This window comes from Trinickia sp. LjRoot230 (assembly GCF_964253315.1).
In the GTDB taxonomy this organism is placed as follows: Bacteria; Pseudomonadota; Gammaproteobacteria; order Burkholderiales; family Burkholderiaceae; genus Trinickia.
This window is the reverse complement of the sequence record NZ_CAXUQX020000002.1, coordinates 629,318-646,927: the sequence shown is the minus strand read 5'-3', so window position 1 is coordinate 646,927 and position 17,610 is coordinate 629,318. Positions and strand designations below refer to the sequence as shown.

The following is a 17,610-nucleotide window of genomic DNA, read 5'->3' as shown; positions in this document are numbered from 1 at the left end:
CGTGCTTTTTCGCTATTGCGCTATTCGCTTACGCCTTTTTTCTTGGCGAGCGATTGGGCCAGTTGATGGTGCTGTTCGATGAGGGGCAAACTCTTTTTCGCGAGTGCTTTGAGATCGGCATTCTGGCCGTCGCTTATTTCCTTCTTGAATGCCGCGATAGCCTCTTCATGGCCTTTGAGCCCAACTTTGCTGATATAAGCCTCATCGAATTCCTTTCCTTTTAGCGGTTTTAATGAATCGACAAGGCTGGTGTCGGAATTGTCCTTTGGAACCTTGACGTCATGAGGTGCCTTCGCCTTCAGTTGCACCGTCATCTTCGTATGGTCGTACATCAAGTGACGTGCAAACGATTTGACATCCTTGTCGTTCGAGTTTCGTTGCGCGATTTTGGCCGCATCGATCTCGGTCGATGACGACTTGGTTGCCGCTTGCACGAATTCGCTGTCGGGCTGAGGCAGCGGATTGGCGGCAGTGGTCGCAGCGGCTTGGGTCTGTGCTTGCACACCGGCTGCGGGGATCAGAAGCATGCAGCAGGTCAACGCGAAAACAGCACGTTTCATTTCGGCTCCTCGATGGACATCGTTGATATCGTTCGGCCCGAACGCATTGAGCGCTCCGGGCGGCCGCATCCATGAAGCATTGCAAACAGCGTACCGATTGGATATTGAACATATGTCGCGATGGGCCCACCGTTTGCTGGAAAGCGGGCATGGACACCATGCCGCTCATGCTCGATTGGCCCGCCGTCGTCATCAGGTTCGCGAGCGCGCTCGCCGCCGGGGCTGCGTTTGGGTTCAATCGCAGCGAGTCCGGCAAGACGGCCGGGTTGCGCACGACGATGCTGGTTTGTCTTGCCGCGTGTCTTGCGATGCTGCAAACCAACACGTTGCTCGGGCAGACGGGCAAGCATCAGGATTCTTTCGTCACGCTCGATTTGATGCGGCTGCCGCTCGGCATTCTGACCGGCATGGGCTTTATTGGCGCCGGTGCGGTGCTGCGTAAGGATGGGCTCGTGACGGGGGTGACGACTGCCGCGACGTTGTGGTTGGTTACCGTCGTCGGCTTATGCATCGGCGGCGGACAATACCGGCTCGCGGGCGGCGGCACGATGCTTGGCGTTGCCGTGCTGTGGGGGCTGCGCCGCTTCGAAGAGCGAATGCCGCGCCGCAAGAGTGCCTGGCTGACCGTTGAATATGCCGCAGGAAGCGATTGTCCGCATCGTCTCGCACGCGAATTGGCAGGCATTGGCTGTTCGCTGGGTCGGCGCGGCGCGTGTTGGAACCGCAGCAACGAGACCGTCGAGGAACGGCTGTTATTACGTTGGCGCGAGCCGGCCGAAGCCGACGCCAAGGTGTCGGCCTTTGCAGAACTCGCCAAGCGCTCGGGTGCGCGATCGGTGCAGTGGCAGGAAATCGAATGACATAACGCGCGAGCAAGCGGTGCGCTGTTTGTAACCTGCAACCGGCTGCGAGCCCAACGAGATGCATTTCGGACTCCTAACGATTTGCATTCTCTTCCGTGTCTGCGCTGCTCCTTTCGCGCTATAGCGAACTCACGCGTTTTGAAAAAAACGCGCGCATCGGTCGCGCTGCGAAGCCGAGCGCGCGCATGCCAGCCGGGCGCTATATGCGTCCGAATATAACGAGCAAGATGACGATCACGACGAGCAAGCCGAGCCCGCCCGTGGGTGCATACCCCCAGCCGCGGCTATACGGCCAGGCAGGGAATGCGCCGATCAAAAGCAGGATCAAAACGACGAGAAGAATGGTTCCTAACATATTGCCCTCGCTGGTAGGGAAAGGGGCGCGGTCGTGAGAGCCGCATGGCGTAGATCGAGCAAGAGGCATGCCGGGTCGGTGGCGATACTGCTGTGTGTGAGGCGTTTTCGGTTAGAGCCGAATGTGATGGCGGCGGACTCGCGTTTATTTGTATCGCATCAATCGTTATTCAGTCCGAATTTAATAGAGGCGGTCCGGTTAGACGGAAGTGATCGGCGTGTAATGCGGCAGTTATATACATTCACCAATCGCGCCCTCGACGATGAATACGATGAAATTCGGGGTATTCAGGCTGGCGATCAGCGGTGCGCCCCACGCATGTTGATCGCGGTGCATGACCGGACACCTTTGCAGGGTTGAGCGTGCGGCGAGCGATTGATTAGGAGTCCAAAAGCAAACGACGTGCGGAAGCTGCCAAGGCACCACACACCTGCTGTCAGCTGTCGCGAACATTGAATCTATCCAGATCTTTCTTGCTGGATGACCTCATAAGGAGAAAAGACGGTGGGCATTTTTTACGCGGTAGTCGAAGACGATCCGCTTGACGGGGGCGGGCGTGTCATTGAAGGCGCTTCATGCGGCACTGTGACCGGCGAAGACGGAAGGCGTCGCCGGTTGACGTTCCTCGGACAACAGGCATGGTGCGACACCTGCAAGACTGCCGGCGTCATCGTGGCTGCTCCAGGCTCTCCGGGGAAAAAGCGGCTGTATGACCGACCGAGGAACCGACAGCAGGCATTGGGCGGCGATCTGGTTCTGTGTCAGTGCGAGCGTCATCCGCGCATCATTCCCGTCTACGGCCGCAAGTGGATGATCATGGGCGACAGCGACTGTGCGGCTAGCACGGTTGTAGCCGGCGGACCGGCATCAACGGCCGGCGCTTACGACGACAGGTTTGTTTTGCGAGGTGGCGATGGGCGCACGCTTGCATACACGGCCTACGCGTTGTGCCGGGAAACCGGCACGTTTGAATACGGCGAAACAGATGGCGATGGGAACACGCATTTACTGGCTTCCATCGCTTTCGCCGAGAACATCAACGTCTACCTTGCAGGATAAACCATGCCAGAGCAGATTCACGTCTCCCCGAATGGGACCCGCTATCAACTCGTCGCTACAAAGACAACCACGCCAACTAGCGATAGGTCGCCCAAACCTGTCACGGTCAAGATGAAGACGTTCTGGAAAACGACTTGCAAATGGACCGATTCCGACATTGCAGACTATCGCAATTCGGTTCCTCAGCTCGCCGAGCAGATCCGTACCGAGCAGTACTGGGACCGAGGCGGCGACGTTCGCACGAACCGGTTCACATGCGAGGACTTTGCATTACGTGTGTTGGTTCAGTTTGCAGCGCGGCGGGGACTTCCGCTCAAATTCACAAGTGGCGTGCGCACTTATCGAAACATGGAAGTTTATGGCAAGCCCGAACACGAAAAGTATGATTCCACCATGTTCGGATTCGCCGATATGGTCGAATTGACCTACGGAGCACAGGACATGCAACGCGCAGGCTCGAACACGGTACCGCTAAGCGGTCCGGAAGTCCTTCGTCCTGGAGACGTTTTGGCTCAGGCAAATGACCGTGCCGGAATCGCGCACCACGTTCAGCTCGTCCTGAGCGCCGATGCGTCGACCATTACAATCATGCAAGGTAACTCCAGCGGAGTGATTGTCCGTCCTTTCACAACTGCCATGCGCGTATTCGGCCGTAATCGTGCCGATCCTCAAAATAGCTCCTATGCCGGAATGCCGCCTGAGAATGGCATATACACCGCAAGCGGAGATGGATGGAATTACAAGAATACGACCAAGGGAACAGGAGCAGAAGATTTTCTAAGGGAGTTCCAATTTTATCGCTGGAATTTCCCTGAGTTTAACCGCTGATAGCGAGAGCTTTTATGCCGGCATATTTCTCCGCACTTGCAGACAGTGATCTGTTTGGATTGCTGTCGTTCGTTTGTCTGGCGGTTGCGGTAGCGGGACTGTTTCGTAGGGTCAGGATTTCAAAGCTATATTTCCCTGCTGTATTCGTGTGCCTTCTGTTCATGCCTGTCATGCACGCAGTAGGCTCTTATTTCCTGTCTCAACCAAGCCCGTGAGCGAGAATTGGAGCATGTGACAAAAGCGGACGCGGATGGACTATCGACAAGCACGATTTCGATATCAAGCCGAAGGGCTAGGCCGGGACGTGGCGGGTTTATCGCGGAACGCGGCGACGCAAACAAGCGCATGCGTTGACACCCTCACTCGCACGCGATCCAACAATACAGCGCCGCCACCCCGCGTTATATCTTGGGCGGCACGCCCAGCAGCTGCAGCGCGCCGCTCGCAATCGAAGAGAACACCGGGGCGGCCACCTTGCCGCCGTAATAACCTCCGCGCGCGGGCTCGTCGATCATGACTGCCACGACGAGACGTGGTGCGCCGATTGGCGCGAGGCCGACGAAGAGCGAGCGATATTTCCCCTTCGCGTAGCCCGCGCCGGTATGTTTCCACGCGGTGCCGGTCTTGCCGCCCACCGCATATCCCGCGGTGCGCGCCGCGCGCGCCGTGCCGCCCGGGTTGACCGCAGCTTCGAGCATTGCGCGCACGGCCGCCGCGCTCGATGCAGTGGTGACATGCCGTGTCGAGGCCGATACGGGCGCCGAATCGTCCAGCATGAGCCTGGCGGGCCGCAGCATGCCGTCGTCCGCAAAGGCGGTGTACGTCTGCGCGAGTTGTAAAAGCGAAGTAGATAAACCATAGCCGTAGCCCATCGTCGCTTGCTCCACCGGGCGCCAGCGCTGCCAAGGCCGCAGCTTGCCCGCGGCCATGCCCGGGAACGGCAAGGGCGGCTGATGGCCGATGCCATATTCCTGGTACTTGCTCCACAGGCGCTCGGCCGGCAGGTTCAGTGCAAGCTTGGCAAGCGCGATGTTGCTCGACTTCGAAACGGCTTGCGCGACGGTCAGCGTGCCGTGGTTGGACGTATCGTGAATCGTGTTCGGGCCGATCGTGTAATACCCGGGCGCCGTTTCGACCAGGGTCGACGGCGTGACCGTTCCAAGATCCATTGCGAGTGCCACCACGAGCGGCTTGATCGTCGAACCCGGCTCGAACGTGTCGGTCAACGCGCGGTTGCGCACGGCCGGGCCTGCCCGATGCATTGCCTGGTTCGGATCGAAGCTCGGCGCATTCGCCAGCGCGAGAATCTCGCCGCTGCGTGCATCGAGCACGACGGCACTGCCGCCCTGCGCACCATGTTCGACGAGCGCGGCCTTGAGCTGCGCATAGGCGAGTTGTTGAATGCGCCGGTCGATCGTGAGCCGCACGGTGCCGCCGTCGCGTGCAAGCACGCGCGGGCCGTGTTCGGACACAATGCGCCCGAGACGGTCGCGAATGACTTGCCGCACACCGCTTTCGCCGGCAAGCGTGGAATGGGCCGCCAACTCGATACCCTCTTGGCCTGTGTCGTTGATATCGGTGAAGCCGACAACGTGCGAGACCGATTCGCCCTCAGGATAAAACCGCTTCGAGGATGCAACCTGCGTGACACCAGCGATGCCGAGCGTGGCGACCCGCTGCGCGGTTTGCGCATCGACATGCCGTTTGAGGAGAACGAACGCGCGTTCGGTCGAAAGCCGCTGGTCGAGCTCGGCCGCCGGCATCGCGAGGGCCTTGGCGAGCGCGGCACGCATGGATGGAGCGAACCGTCGCGGCTCGGCCCAAATCTCGTACGTCACGAGGCTCACCGCAAGCAGCGCGCCGTGCCGGTCGACGATCGGCCCGCGCATGCCCTGTGATTCGATCGTCACGCTATGACGCTTGTCGCCCTGCGCAGCATGGAATTCGTGCGTGACGATTTGCACCCAGCAAGCCCGCGCGGCGAGCACCACAAAGCCCGCACTGAGCACCGCCGCGACGAGCCGCGAGCGCCAGCGCGGCAACTTGGGGGCGAGGATTGGGTTTGCATCACCTGACGCGTGGGACGCGCGCTGTCTGCTGGGAAGCGGCATGGTTCAGAGGGGAAGTGTGCCGAAAATGAAAGGGATCAGCACCGATCGCGATGAGACGCCGTTTTGTTCAGGCGGCCGGGCTGCGGCTCGCATTGTAAACAAAACGTAATGAAACGGAGCGCCGCGCCAAATCAATGGGCAGGTCAGCAAAAGGGAAGCGGCAGTGGCGCGCCTGGCACGCCAAGCAAAAGGTCGCCGCGAAATGCGGCGACCGGAAGAAGCAATGATCAACGAACGGGCAGAGGTACCGACGTGTATTACGTCTACCGCCGTTTTCAGCCCTTAAGCGGGCAGCGTGAAACCGGAGATCGCATCGCGCAGCACGCTCGCCTGATCCTTGAGCGATTGAGCTGCCGCGGCGGCTTGTTCAACGAGCGCCGCGTTTTGCTGCGTCACCTTATCCATTTCGCCGACCGCGCGGTTTACCTGCTCGATGCCTGCACTTTGCTCGTGCGACGCGTGGCTGATCTCGCCGAGGATTTCGTTGACGCGCCGCACCGACTGAACGATCTCCGTCATCGTCGAACCGGCATTGGCGACGAGGGCCGCGCCTTGATCGACGGTGTTCGTCGACGATTCGATCAGCGCCTTGATTTCCTTGGCGGCCGTAGCTGAGCGTTGCGCGAGGCTGCGCACTTCCGAGGCGACCACAGCGAAGCCGCGGCCTTGTTCGCCCGCGCGAGCGGCTTCGACTGCTGCATTCAGCGCAAGGATGTTGGTCTGAAAGGCGATGCCGTCGATCACGCCGATGATGTCGCCGATCTTCTGCGAACTCGACGTGATCTCGCTCATCGTACGCACGACATCATCGACGACGCTGCTGCCGCGCGTCGCGACATCGGCCGCTTGCCCCGCCAGATTGGCGGCCTGCGTTGCGCTATCGGCATTCAGTTTCACGTTGGACGTCATGTGGTCCATGCTCGAAGCCGTTTCGACGAGGGCCGCGGCTTGTTGTTCGGTGCGCTGCGACAGATCGATATTGCCGGCCGCAATTTCGCTCGCGCCGACATTGATGTTTTCCGCACCGGCGCGCACGCGGGCCACCGCATCGGCAAGCCCTTTTTGCATATCGGCGAGCGCGTGCATCAGGCTCGACGAATCGCTGTGCGCAAGCGGCACGCGCACCGTGAGGTCGCCTTGCGCCATGCGCTGTGCTGTGACGACCGCAACTTCGAGATCCCCGCCGAGCCCGCGACGCACGCTGCGCAGCACGAGAATCATCGCGACGGTCGACAACAGTCCGAGCACACCGGTAATGATCGTCCAGCGCACGATCGCACTGATGAATGCGGCGTTGACGTCATCCATATACATGCCCGTCACGATGACGAAGTCCCACGGCGCGAAGCGCAGCGCGAACGACGTCTTCGGCACGGGTTTTTCGCTGCCTGGCTTCGACCACATGTAGCTCACGTAGCCGCCGCCTTCCTGGCTCGCTGCTTTGACGATATCGAGAAAGAGATGATTGCCGGCCGGGTCAGTGAAACCGGACAGATCCTTGCCGATCAATTGGGGTTTGATCGGATGCATCAGCATGACGGATTTCGAGTCGTTGATCGAAAAGTAGCCGTCCTGACCGTAACGCATCGCGCCCAACGTTTCGAGCGTCTTTTTGCGGGCATCTTCTTCGCTCAGCACGTGCTGTTGGGACAATGCGTAGTAGTGCTTCGCGATGCTGTTGCCCTGTTCCACGAGCGCTTTCAGCTGATCGCGCCGGTCTTGGAGCATCGAATCGCGGTATTGCCACACGCCGGCCACGGCGATGAGTATCAGCCCGAGCCAGAGCACGGCCACCATTGAACCGAGTTTTTGATTGAGAGTCATTCTATGCATTGCATTTCCACGGGAGTCGATCTAGCGTCGTCGCAGCCCTCGCAAGGCAAGCCGCGTCTGACCGCTTTAACGACACTTTCATCGCCGTGATTGAGCGGGGGAAACCCTGATCGTGCAATGCGCAATAGGTATGACGGATCGGCTATGCGCCGCGGTGCATCAGACCGGATCTTTGTCGGGTGGACCCTCAGGCCGCTGAGGCTCATCGTTATGATGGCCTGGCGAAGGAGGAACGAATGGCTCGCCTTCCGGGTCGCGCGTGGGATCGGCGAGCGGGTCGGGAATTGGCGCAGTGTGCATCCAGTAGCTCATGATCGGCCCCGTGAAAAAGGAAATTCGAAAGGAGTCCAAACGAATTCGATCGAAAAACTAAAAACCGGAACGGCAACAACGGCAACGGTGTTTTTCTTTATACGCCATCCGCGTGAAGCTTGCGCGATGCTTTGGTCGTGCTCGCAGCCGAGCGCTCGTTTTCCGTTCCGAGCGCCAGTATGGCAGGCAGATGTGCGACCAGTGCGTCGATGGCCACTCGCATGCGGGTGGGCATATGCCGCGTTCGGCGCCACGCAAGATGCATTTCAATGCCAGGCCCCGGTGTTTCCGGCAGCACCTTGATGAGCGCTCCCGTTCGCACGGGTTCTGCAACCAGCCAGCATGGCAAGCGCGCAATTCCCGCACCAGCCTTCGACGCTTCGACGATCGTCTCGAGGTCGTCGAAGCGGAATCGATGCTTCATTGCAATCTCGTGCGCTTTGCCTGCGTGATCGAAGAGGTGCCACGGCGCATCGCGTTTGCCACTCGCATAGACCACGGCGTGATGCTCAGCCAGATCGGCGACGCATTGAGGTGTGCCGTGCCGCGCGAGATAGTCGGGCGCGGCGCACAAGACCATCGTCTGTTCGCCGAGCTTGCGCGCGACAAGGCCGGCCGATGTTTCGCGCATGCCGCCGCTGCGAACGACAAGGTCGATCCCTTCGTCGACGAGTTCGACGACGCGATCCGTAAAGCTCATCTGCAATTCGAGGCGCGGATAGCGTGCCGCGAGTTCGAGCAAGCGCGGTGCCACGCAGCGTCGGCCAAACAGCACCGGCACGCTGACATGCAGACGGCCCTGCGGCTCTCGCCGCGAAGCCGCGAGTGTCGTTTCACCAGCTTCGAGCTCCGCGAGTGCGCGCACACAATGTGCGTAGAACGCTTGCCCGTCCGCGGTCAAGCTCTGGCTGCGTGTCGTGCGATGAAAAAGCCGCGTGCCGAGCCGCTCTTCAAGCCTCGCGATGCTTTTGCCGACGGCGGAACGGGTGAGGTGCATGCGCTCGGCGGCGAGCGCGAAGCTGCCTGCTTGCACGGCGTGGACGAAGGGTGAAACGCCGGCCAAGCGATCAGTCATGACTTCCTCGGGCAGGAATTGGATCCTAGAAGTCTACAATAAAGCGAAAAACCATCGCGACCGGTTCCTTCATATCTCCTTTAACCTTTCGATACGGATAGGTCAATGACAGGAGGAACCAAAATGACTCGAACGATGCACAAATGGGTGGTACGGCAGCCGGGTGCGCAACATCTGGCCTTCGAAGAGGCCGCAGTCCCCACGCCCGGTGCCAACGAGATCGTCGTGCGCGTGGGCGCCGTATCGCTGAACTATCGGGATCTGGGCGTCATCGCGGGCGAGGATGGCGCGCTGTCGCTGCCCTATCCGCTAACGCCGGGCTCGGACATGGCGGGCGTCGTCGTCGCGACCGGTGCAGGTGTGTCGCGCTTTCGCGAAGGCGATGCGGTCATCGGCACTTTTTGGGCGGATTGGATCGATGGCGAGTGGCCCGATCATGCGCGCGTGATCGGCGGCGCGCTGCCGGGCGTGCTCGCCCAGTATGTGGTCTTGCATCAAGACTGGGCGGTGGCGGCGCCGCGCTCGCTCGATGCAATCAAGGCCAGCACGCTGCCCTGCGCAGGTCTGACGGCCTGGTTCGCGCTTGCGGAGAAGGGCGCGATTCGCGCCGGTCAAACGGTCGTCGTGCAGGGCACCGGCGGTGTGGCATTGTTCGGTTTGCAGATCGCCAAGGCGCACGGCGCGGAAGTCATCGTGACGTCGAGCAGCAGCGCGAAACTGGAGCGCGCGCGAGCACTGGGCGCCACGCATGGCATCGATCGCAGCGTGCAGCCGCGATGGGAAGAAGCAGTGCGTGAGTTGACGGGCGGCCGGGGCGCCGATCATATCTTCGAACTCGCGGGGGGCGAAAACCTGGGCGCTTCGCTGCGCGCGGTGCGCCAAGGCGGACGTATCTCGCTCATTGGCGTGCTGGGCGAACTCAGCATGACGTTGCCTAGCGTGCCTTCATTCCTCACACGGCCGGTAATACAAGGCATCGGCGTCGGACATCGGCGAGCGTTGGACGAACTGGTCCGAGCCATCGACGCCACGAAAATCGAGCCTGTTATCGATACGGTCTATCCGAGCGAGCGCTTGCCTGAAGCGCTCGCGCACTTGAAGCGCGGCGCGTTCGGCAAAATCGTCGTCGACTTCGCCGAGTGAGATACCAGCGCTGTGGCTGCGGCCATTGCTATGTCGGGGGCCGCCGCAAGTCCGCCGGGGTATCGACATCGGTCAGCACGCCGGCGTCGTCGACGTCGATCATCGTCAGTTCTGGCGAGGCGAGCAGCGTGCGTGCGCCGACATCGCCGTCGAGGCGGCTAAGCACCGCGCCGTGCTGCGGGCCAAATCCGACAGGATGGCCGCGCTGTCCGCGGTAGCGTGGGGCGACGATCGACGCGCCTTCATCGAGTCTGCGGGCCACCGATTCGATCGTCGACGGCATAACCCATGGCATGTCGGCAAGCGCGACAATCCAGCTGTTCGCATCCGGGCTCGCGCGCACACCTGCCGCGAGGCTCGCGCCGATGCCGCGCTCGGCGTCGGCGGCAAAAATGACTTCGCATCCGGCTTCATTCAGTAGATGCGCAAGCGCTTCGGCGCCGGGGCGAACGATCGCGATGACGTAGGGCACGCACGTCAACAACGCGTGCGCGGCCGCTCTTGCGACAGCGGTGCCGTCGGCCAGCGGCGCGAGCAGCTTGTTTTGCAGGCCGCTCGGATCGAAGCGGGCGCCGCGTCCGCCGGCAAGCAGCAGACCGGTGGCAAGGGAGGCGTAGGTCATCGCACAGGCAAGGAAATCGGTGGGGCGGGGGCCGCCCGATCGCGGGCCGCCCGGTCGTGCCGGACCGCGATGCCGATTGTGCGCGGCGACACGGCATCGTGGCAAGCACGGCGTCGCCTGACGTTGTTTAGACCGTTGCAGGCGTTAGGACTTTATCGAGCGTGATCGGCAGGTCGCGCACGCGTACCCCTGTCGCATGATAGACGGCGTTCGCTACCGCGGCGGCTACTCCCGTGATGCCGATTTCGCCGATGCCGCGCGCGCCCAGCGCATTGATGCGAGGATCGGGCGCATCGAGAACCGTCGCGTCGATCGTGCCGATATCCGCATTCACCGGCACGTGGTACTCGGCCAGGTTCGCATTGACGAAACGGCCGTAGCGCGCGTCGAGCAGGCTCTCCTCTTCGAGCGCCGCGCCGATGCCCCAAACGATGCCGCCCATCAACTGACTGCGCCCTGTTTGGGCGTTCAACAACCGGCCGACGTCGTAGACGGCCACGACACGCGGCACGCGAATCGTACCGAGCGCCGCGTCGACATGCACTCGCGCGAACACCGCACCGAACGAATCGAAGACATAGTGCTCGCGTTCGTTGCCGCTATGCGCCGATGCCGTCACTTCGATGGGCCGCGAACCGGCGCGTGCGATCAGCGCCGCGGCGGGGTCGCGCTGTGTCGGCCGGGCGCGGTTGATCACCCAGCCGTCGACTACGGTCAGCTCGTCGGCGGACACGCCATAAAGCGGTGATCCGCTGTCGGCGCGTGCAAGCTCGATCAGCTTGGCGCGAGCGGCGCTCGCCGCCTCTCGCACGGCGGGCGCCACGCTGGCGACCGATTGCGATCCGCCGGATACCGGCGCGCGCGGCAACGTCGAATCGCCCAATGCGAAGCGCACGCGCTCGATCGGGAAGCCGAGCGCGTCGGCCGCGACTTGCGTCATGACCGTGTAAGTGCCGGTGCCGATGTCCTGCGTGCCGGAGACGACCGTGGCGGTGCCGTCCGGCAGGATCTGAGCCATCGCCGACGCTTCGCTGCGATGCGCCGGGTACGTGGCGGTGGCCATTCCCATGCCGGTCAACGTGTCGCCGTCACGCATCGAACGCGGCGCACGCGGCCTTTGCGCCCAGCCGAAACGCTCCGCTCCCACGCGATAGCATTCGCGCAATTGCTTGCTGGACCAGGGCTTGTTCTCTTGCGGTGAGATCTCGGCATAGTTCTTGAGGCGAAACTCGATCGGGTCCATCTTGAGCGCGTAGGCCAGCTCGTCCATCGCGGACTCGAGTGCGAACGAACCCGTCGCCTCTCCGGGCGCGCGCATGAACGTGGGCGTCCCGACGTTGAGCGGCACCAGCCGGTGCGTCGTCGCCAGATTGGGCACCGCGTACAGCATGCGCGTGACCACGCCACACGTTTCGGTCCAGTCTTCGATCATCGACGTGTTCGAAAACGTGTCGTGCCGCAACGCGCTCAGCGTGCCATCGCTGTGTGCGGCCGCAACGATATGCTGTTCGGTGCGCGGCCGTCCGCCCACGGGGCCGAACATCTGCGGCCGCGTCAGCGCGAGGCGCACAGGGCGTCCGACCTCGCGCGCCGCCATCGCGCACAGCACGACATGCGACCAGACCGAGCCCTTGCAGCCGAAGCCGCCGCCGACGAATGGTGAGATGACGTGCACCTGTTCGGCCGGGATGCCGAGCGTGGTCGCGACGGCTTGCTGCGCGTTGGACACGCCTTGCGTCGTGTCATACAGCGTGAGCTGCGGGCCGTCCCATAGCGCGAGCACGGCGTGCGGCTCCACCGGGTTGTGATGCTCCATCGGCGTGGTGTAGCGGACATCCACGCGCACAGCGCCCGCTCGTAGGGCGGCTTCCGGATGACCTCGCATCGTATCGGCCGGGCCCCCGATCATCGACGCGGGAGGATGGCTCGCGGGCTTTGCGCGCGCGAAGTCGAGCGTCGGCGCGATGGGTCGGTAGTCGATGCGCAACTCGTCAGCCGCATGTGTCGCGTGCTCGAGCGAATCCGCCACCACCACGGCCACCGGCTCGTTGTCGTAGTGGACTTCGTTGTCTTGCAGTAATGAAAGGCGCCGCAGGGCCGGCGGCGAGACCTTGGCTTTGCCGTCACCGGGCAGACGCGGCGCGTTGCGAAACGTCATCACGTAAAGCACGCCGGGCATGGACTGCGCGCGGGCGTCGTCGATCGATGCGATGGTGCCGCGCGCAATCGTGCTGGTGACGAGCACGGCATGCGCCATATTGGCGGCGGGGAACTCCGCGGCATATTGCGCTTGACCCGTGACTTTGAGTATGCCGTCCGTACGATCGAGCGGCTGGCCGACTGTGTTCATGCGATGACTCCTGCATTGGCATGCCCGCTGCGGCCGGCAGCCACGTTGACGGCGCGGACGATCGCGCGTTCGGCCAGCGTCACCTTGAAGTGGTTTTCGCGCTGCGGGTGCGCTTCGCGCAACTCCGCGGCTGCGGCATCGCGCAAACCGGCATCGGTCAATGGTCGGCCGACGAGCATCTGCTCAGCGTGTGTTGCGCGCCAGGGCTTGTGAGCGACACCGCCTAGCGCGATACGCAGATTCGAAACGGTAGTGCCGTCGAACTGCAACGCCGCGGCAGCGGAGACGAGCGCGAACGCGTAGCTCGCGCGATCGCGCAGCTTGAGGTAATACGCATGCTGCGCGAAGCCCGATGGCGGCAAACGCACGGCGGTGATCAATTCGCCCGGGCGCAACGTGGTGTCGACGTCAGGCCGGTCCTGCGGCAGTCGGTGAAATTCGGAGAACGGAATGATGCGCTTGCCTTCGTCGCCTGCGACGTGCACGCTCGCGTCGAGCGCCGCTAACGCAACGCTCATGTCGGACGGATTGACTGCAATGCACTGCGCGCTGGCGCCGAATATCGCATGGCTGCGGTTGTGCCCTTCGATCGCACTGCAGCCGCTGCCCGGCAGGCGCTTGTTGCAGGCGCTGAAAGCCGTGTCATAGAAATACGGGCAACGCGTGCGCTGCATCAGGTTGCCGCCGACGGTGGCCATATTGCGCAACTGCGCCGAGGCACCCGCAAGCAATGCCTGCGCGAGTAACGGATAGCCCTCGCGCACGAGCGGATGGTTGGCTGCATCGCTGTTGCGCACGAGGGCGCCGATATGCAGCCCGCCGTTGGGCAGCGTGCTGATCGCGTCGAGCTCGCCGCCCAGGCGCGTAATGTCGACCAGCTTGCTTGGCCGCGCGACACCGCCTTTCATCAGATCCAGCAAGTTCGTTCCGCCGCCGATGAACATGGCCCCCGGCTCGCGCACGGCGCGCAGGGCGGCGGCAACATCGGTCGCACGTTCGTAGGAGATCGCTTCCATCGAATGTTCCTTGCTAAAAAGGCAAAGCGTGTCCGGCCTTGGATTTAGCCGTTGCGCTCGCGCCGTTGCACTGCGGCGAGTGCTGCGACGATGTTCGGATAGGCGCCGCAACGACAAAGGTTGCCGCTCATGCGCTCGCGAATTTCCGCCGCCGTGAGTTCCGCGGGCCGGGTGCGTACGTCGGCTGTCGCAGCGCTTGCGCAGCCCGCTCGAAATTCGTCGATGAGCGCAGTGGCAGAGCAGAGTTGTCCCGGCGTGCAATAGCCGCATTGAAACGCATCGTGTTCGATAAACGCTTGCTGCAGCGGGCTGAGCGTGTCGCCGCTTGCCAGTCCTTCGACGGTCGTAATCGATTCGTCCTCATGCATGACGGCAAGGGTCAGGCATGCGTTGATACGGCGGCCCTCGGCTAATACGGTGCATGCGCCGCACTGACCGCGATCGCAGCCTTTTTTGGTGCCCGTCAGGCCCACGTAATTGCGCAACGCATCGAGCAGCGTGACGCGCGGCTCCAGTTGCAGCACATGAGGCCGCCCGTTGATAGTCAGGCGAACCGGTCGTACGGGGGCGGCGCGCGCAGCGGCGGGTGGTGTGGCAGGCGTCATGGTGGGTTCCTTCGCGTGCAGGCGCGGCGCTGCGCCGACGGTGGCCGCAGCGGCGGCCGATTGCAGAAATCGACGGCGCGCGAGGTTCGGATGAGCGGCCGTTTGAGGATCGGAATGCTCGGGGTCTTCGGGGCGGGCTGGCTTGGACATGGCAGTCGGGTTCGCTCGTGCAGATCGATGCGGCGGCGCAACGGCGGCCGTCGGTGACAGGAGCAAAAGCAGCAAACACGATGCCCGCCTGCGCGCGCGATACGGCCCTTTGCAACTGGCGCTGCGCTTGTGGGGTGCCGCTTGGTATTAATCGACGCCGTGAAAAGGCGCGTCGTCCGGGCCCAGATAGGCCGGAGGACGCCACGCTGCATCGCGCATCGAATGCTGCACCTGATTTTCCACGCCGAGCAATACGGCGAAGATGGCCATTCGAATCGGTATGCCGTTGTCGGTCTGCCGGAAAATCGCCAGCCGCGGATCGTGATTGAGATCCGTGCTCAGGTCGTTTGCGCCGGGGCGACTATCGCGCGGCAGCGGATGCATGATCAGCGTGTCGCGCTTGCACACGCTTTCGACGAGTGCCTGATTGATTTGAAAGTCGGGCGTGTAACCCTCGAACGATTCGTCGGTGAAGCGTTCTTTTTGAATGCGCGTCGCGTAGACCACATCGGCGCCACGCAAGCCCGCCGCGAGTTCGTGTGTCTGTTCGATGACATGGCCGTTGCGCGAAATCTGCTCGACGATGTAGGCCGGCATTTCGAGCGCGCGAGGTGAAATCAACGTGAATTTGATGCCGCGGTAAAGCGCGAGCAGCTTCGTCAGCGAGTGAACCGTGCGTCCGTATTTGAGATCCCCCACCAGCGCGATATGCGCACCATCGACAATCTTTCCAAGCCGCGAAAATTCGCGCTGGATCGTGTAGAGATCGAGCAGGGCCTGGCTCGGGTGCTCGCCTGGACCGTCGCCGCCATTGATGACCGGCAGATTCGTCGCGCGGGCGAACTCCGCTACAGCGCCTTGTTCGGGATGGCGTACGACGAGCGCGTCGACATAGCCGCTCATGACACGGCTCGTGTCGTAGATCGATTCGCCTTTCGCCATTGAAGAGAATGTGAAGCCTGTCGTATCGCAGACGGAGCCGCCGAGGCGACAAAACGCCGAGCCGAACGAGACCCGCGTGCGCGTGCTGGCCTCGAAGAACAAGTTGCCTAGCACGGCGCCCTCGAGCACGCGCGAGATTTTCTTGCGTTGCGCGATAGGCTGCATGATGTCGGCCACGCGAAAGAGCGCCTCCACCGCATCGCGCGAAAATTGATCCACCGACAACAGCTGCGGTTTGCCTTCCCGCGAGAGCTGGCTCGCCAGCGAACCAGTGTGCGTCGTATCTACGCTTTGCGTATAGTTGACGTCTCGTTCGGGACGCCCCGCGATCTCCGAGACGAAACGCTCGACGATCTCCGGCATCGCGCGCGACTCCTGCGAACCGTCGGGCAGCAGCCAGGTGTCCAGCGCCCGCCGGCTCACTCCGATGCGGTTGGCGAATGCGTCGCGCGTCATGTTCATGCGGCGCATCGCGTCGCGCAAGAAAGCTTGTTGTGGGACGCTCATCAGACTCTCGACTTGATTTATATACGCATAGCGTATATTACGTCGAGATCGCAAGAAGTCAAGCATCGGCGCTGGAATAACCGCCGCGATACCGGTACACTGCGCCGATGGATAACCGCCGCACTTTCTCTCGTTGCGTTTTCGATTGCTCCGCTTTGCTCGCAGCGGCAACGAATGCGTGCGTGTGCGCCGTCTCCAAAGCCAAAAAACAGCTGCTCGTCTGACCGGCGCGCTGTTGCCGTCGGACGCCCGACGGGACAGCGCAAACCGGTGCCTTATCCGCCTTCACCGCCTTCCCTTCACCGTTCGACGGTTTCCTTGGGGTCAGTCCATCGAAGTCATCGAGGTGAACGCATGTCGAATTTTTCTGGAATTTGGATTCCGCTCATTACGCCGTTTTCGCGCGGCGTTGTCGATCACGGCGCGCTTGCGGCGCTGATCGACAGCTATCGCAGCGCTGGCGTAGCCGGCTTTGTCGCGCTGGGCAGCACGGGCGAGCCCGCTGCGCTCTCGCGCGACGAGCAAGACGCGGTGCTCGCGACGGTGCTGCGCGAGGCCCAGGGGACGCCGGTTGTTGCAGGCGTGAGCGGAAACCAGACCGCACAGTTGCTCGAACGGGTGCGATGGCTCAATGCGCTGCCGCTCGCGGGCATTCTGATGTCGGCGCCGTATTACGTTCGACCCTCGCAAGCGGGGCTCGTCGCGCATTTCACGACATTGGCCGACGCCAGCGCGAAGCCGGTGGTTTTGTATGACATCCCATGCCGAACCGGCGTGCGGATCGAACTCGATACGATTTTGACGCTCGCTGCACACCCGCGCATCGAAGCAATTAAGGATTGCTCGGGCTCGGCCGAGACCACGCTCTCGCTGATTCTCGACGGTCGCTTGCAAGTCCTCGCCGGTAATGACGACGCGATCTTCAGCACACTCTGCATGGGCGGTGCCGGCGCAATCTCGGCGTCGGCGCACGTACGTACCGAGCGCTTCGTGGCGCTGTATCGTGCGTTGGCGCAAGGCGATTTGGCTCGCGGACGCGCGATTTATCATGAGCTCGTTCCGCTGATGCGGGCGCTGACTTGCGAGCCGAACCCGGCGCCGGTCAAGGCGGCATTGGGCGCTCAGCAACTGATTGCGAACGAACTACGTGCGCCGATGACGCCCGCGAGCGAGGCGCTCGACGCACTACTCGCGCAGATGCAACTGACTGGTTAACGGCTTAATAGCTTAACGGCTTCAGGCGCCTCGGGGCGGCTGCGCCTGGCCCGAGGTTATCCCT

Annotated in this window: 16 protein-coding genes; 5 read left to right on the top strand and 11 right to left on the bottom strand. The window is 62.5% G+C overall.

The features are described from left to right. Window positions 1–20 precede the first annotated feature (20 nt). Window positions 21–560: a DUF4142 domain-containing protein gene (locus ACSQ20_RS21895; protein WP_436024149.1), complete on the bottom strand. Its 540-nt coding sequence runs from the start codon at window positions 558–560 to the stop codon at window positions 21–23. 149 nt (window positions 561–709) lie between these two features. Between ACSQ20_RS21895 and ACSQ20_RS21890 the strand changes: the two genes are divergently transcribed. Further along, window positions 710–1,420, top strand: coding sequence for an MgtC/SapB family protein (locus tag ACSQ20_RS21890; RefSeq protein ID WP_436024147.1), 711 nt, complete (start codon window positions 710–712; stop codon window positions 1,418–1,420). 202 nt (window positions 1,421–1,622) lie between these two features. Here the strand turns inward: ACSQ20_RS21890 and ACSQ20_RS21885 are convergent, their stop codons facing one another. Next, window positions 1,623–1,778, bottom strand: coding sequence for a DUF3309 family protein (locus tag ACSQ20_RS21885; protein WP_436024145.1), 156 nt, complete (start codon window positions 1,776–1,778; stop codon window positions 1,623–1,625). Window positions 1,779–2,282: 504 nt separating this feature from the next. Here ACSQ20_RS21885 and ACSQ20_RS21880 point away from each other — a divergent pair. Together ACSQ20_RS21880 and ACSQ20_RS21875 are read left to right on the top strand one after the other, a co-directional pair. Then, window positions 2,283–2,837: a hypothetical protein gene (locus tag ACSQ20_RS21880; protein ID WP_436024143.1), complete on the top strand. Its 555-nt coding sequence runs from the start codon at window positions 2,283–2,285 to the stop codon at window positions 2,835–2,837. Window positions 2,838–2,840: 3 nt separating this feature from the next. After that, window positions 2,841–3,665, top strand: a complete 825-nt coding sequence (locus ACSQ20_RS21875) for a hypothetical protein (RefSeq protein ID WP_436024141.1) — start codon at window positions 2,841–2,843, stop codon at window positions 3,663–3,665. Window positions 3,666–4,066: 401 nt separating this feature from the next. Here the strand turns inward: ACSQ20_RS21875 and ACSQ20_RS21870 are convergent, their stop codons facing one another. The 4 genes from ACSQ20_RS21870 to ACSQ20_RS21855 form a co-directional block, all read right to left on the bottom strand. Then, window positions 4,067–5,776 carry a peptidoglycan D,D-transpeptidase FtsI family protein gene (locus ACSQ20_RS21870; RefSeq protein WP_436024139.1) on the bottom strand — a complete coding sequence of 570 codons (1,710 nt, stop codon included), beginning with the start codon at window positions 5,774–5,776 and terminating at the stop codon, window positions 4,067–4,069. 282 nt (window positions 5,777–6,058) lie between these two features. Further along, window positions 6,059–7,600 carry a methyl-accepting chemotaxis protein gene (locus ACSQ20_RS21865; protein ID WP_436025809.1) on the bottom strand — a complete coding sequence of 514 codons (1,542 nt, stop codon included), beginning with the start codon at window positions 7,598–7,600 and terminating at the stop codon, window positions 6,059–6,061. Window positions 7,601–7,768: 168 nt separating this feature from the next. Continuing rightward, entirely contained in the window at window positions 7,769–7,921 is a 153-nt protein-coding gene (locus ACSQ20_RS21860) for a hypothetical protein (protein WP_436024137.1), read from the bottom strand. A gap of 97 nt (window positions 7,922–8,018) precedes the next feature. Then, window positions 8,019–8,996 carry a LysR family transcriptional regulator gene (locus ACSQ20_RS21855; RefSeq protein WP_436024135.1) on the bottom strand — a complete coding sequence of 326 codons (978 nt, stop codon included), beginning with the start codon at window positions 8,994–8,996 and terminating at the stop codon, window positions 8,019–8,021. 123 nt (window positions 8,997–9,119) lie between these two features. Between ACSQ20_RS21855 and ACSQ20_RS21850 the strand changes: the two genes are divergently transcribed. Then, a complete protein-coding gene (locus ACSQ20_RS21850; protein ID WP_436024133.1) occupies window positions 9,120–10,139 on the top strand; it encodes a zinc-dependent alcohol dehydrogenase family protein in 1,020 nt (339 codons plus the stop codon). Between the two features lie 28 nt (window positions 10,140–10,167). Here ACSQ20_RS21850 and ACSQ20_RS21845 read toward each other — a convergent pair whose 3' ends face one another. The 5 genes from ACSQ20_RS21845 to ACSQ20_RS21825 form a co-directional block, all read right to left on the bottom strand. Next, entirely contained in the window at window positions 10,168–10,761 is a 594-nt protein-coding gene (locus tag ACSQ20_RS21845) for a nucleotidyltransferase family protein (RefSeq protein WP_436024131.1), read from the bottom strand. Between the two features lie 127 nt (window positions 10,762–10,888). After that, on the bottom strand, window positions 10,889–13,111 hold the full coding sequence (locus tag ACSQ20_RS21840; RefSeq protein WP_436024129.1) for a xanthine dehydrogenase family protein molybdopterin-binding subunit: 2,223 nt from the start codon (window positions 13,109–13,111) through the stop codon (window positions 10,889–10,891). Next, entirely contained in the window at window positions 13,108–14,127 is a 1,020-nt protein-coding gene (locus tag ACSQ20_RS21835) for an FAD binding domain-containing protein (protein WP_436024127.1), read from the bottom strand. The genes ACSQ20_RS21840 and ACSQ20_RS21835 overlap by 4 nt, the downstream gene beginning before the upstream one ends. Window positions 14,128–14,171: 44 nt before the next feature. Beyond that, entirely contained in the window at window positions 14,172–14,882 is a 711-nt protein-coding gene (locus ACSQ20_RS21830; RefSeq protein WP_436024125.1) for a 2Fe-2S iron-sulfur cluster-binding protein, read from the bottom strand. 147 nt (window positions 14,883–15,029) lie between these two features. Then, complete coding sequence (locus ACSQ20_RS21825) at window positions 15,030–16,331, bottom strand: aspartate carbamoyltransferase (protein WP_436024123.1); 1,302 nt, start codon at window positions 16,329–16,331, stop codon at window positions 15,030–15,032. 354 nt (window positions 16,332–16,685) lie between these two features. Here ACSQ20_RS21825 and dapA point away from each other — a divergent pair, with 354 nt between their 5' ends. After that, window positions 16,686–17,546 carry a 4-hydroxy-tetrahydrodipicolinate synthase gene (gene dapA / locus ACSQ20_RS21820; RefSeq protein ID WP_436024121.1) on the top strand — a complete coding sequence of 287 codons (861 nt, stop codon included), beginning with the start codon at window positions 16,686–16,688 and terminating at the stop codon, window positions 17,544–17,546. The last annotated feature ends 64 nt before the right edge of the window (window positions 17,547–17,610 follow it).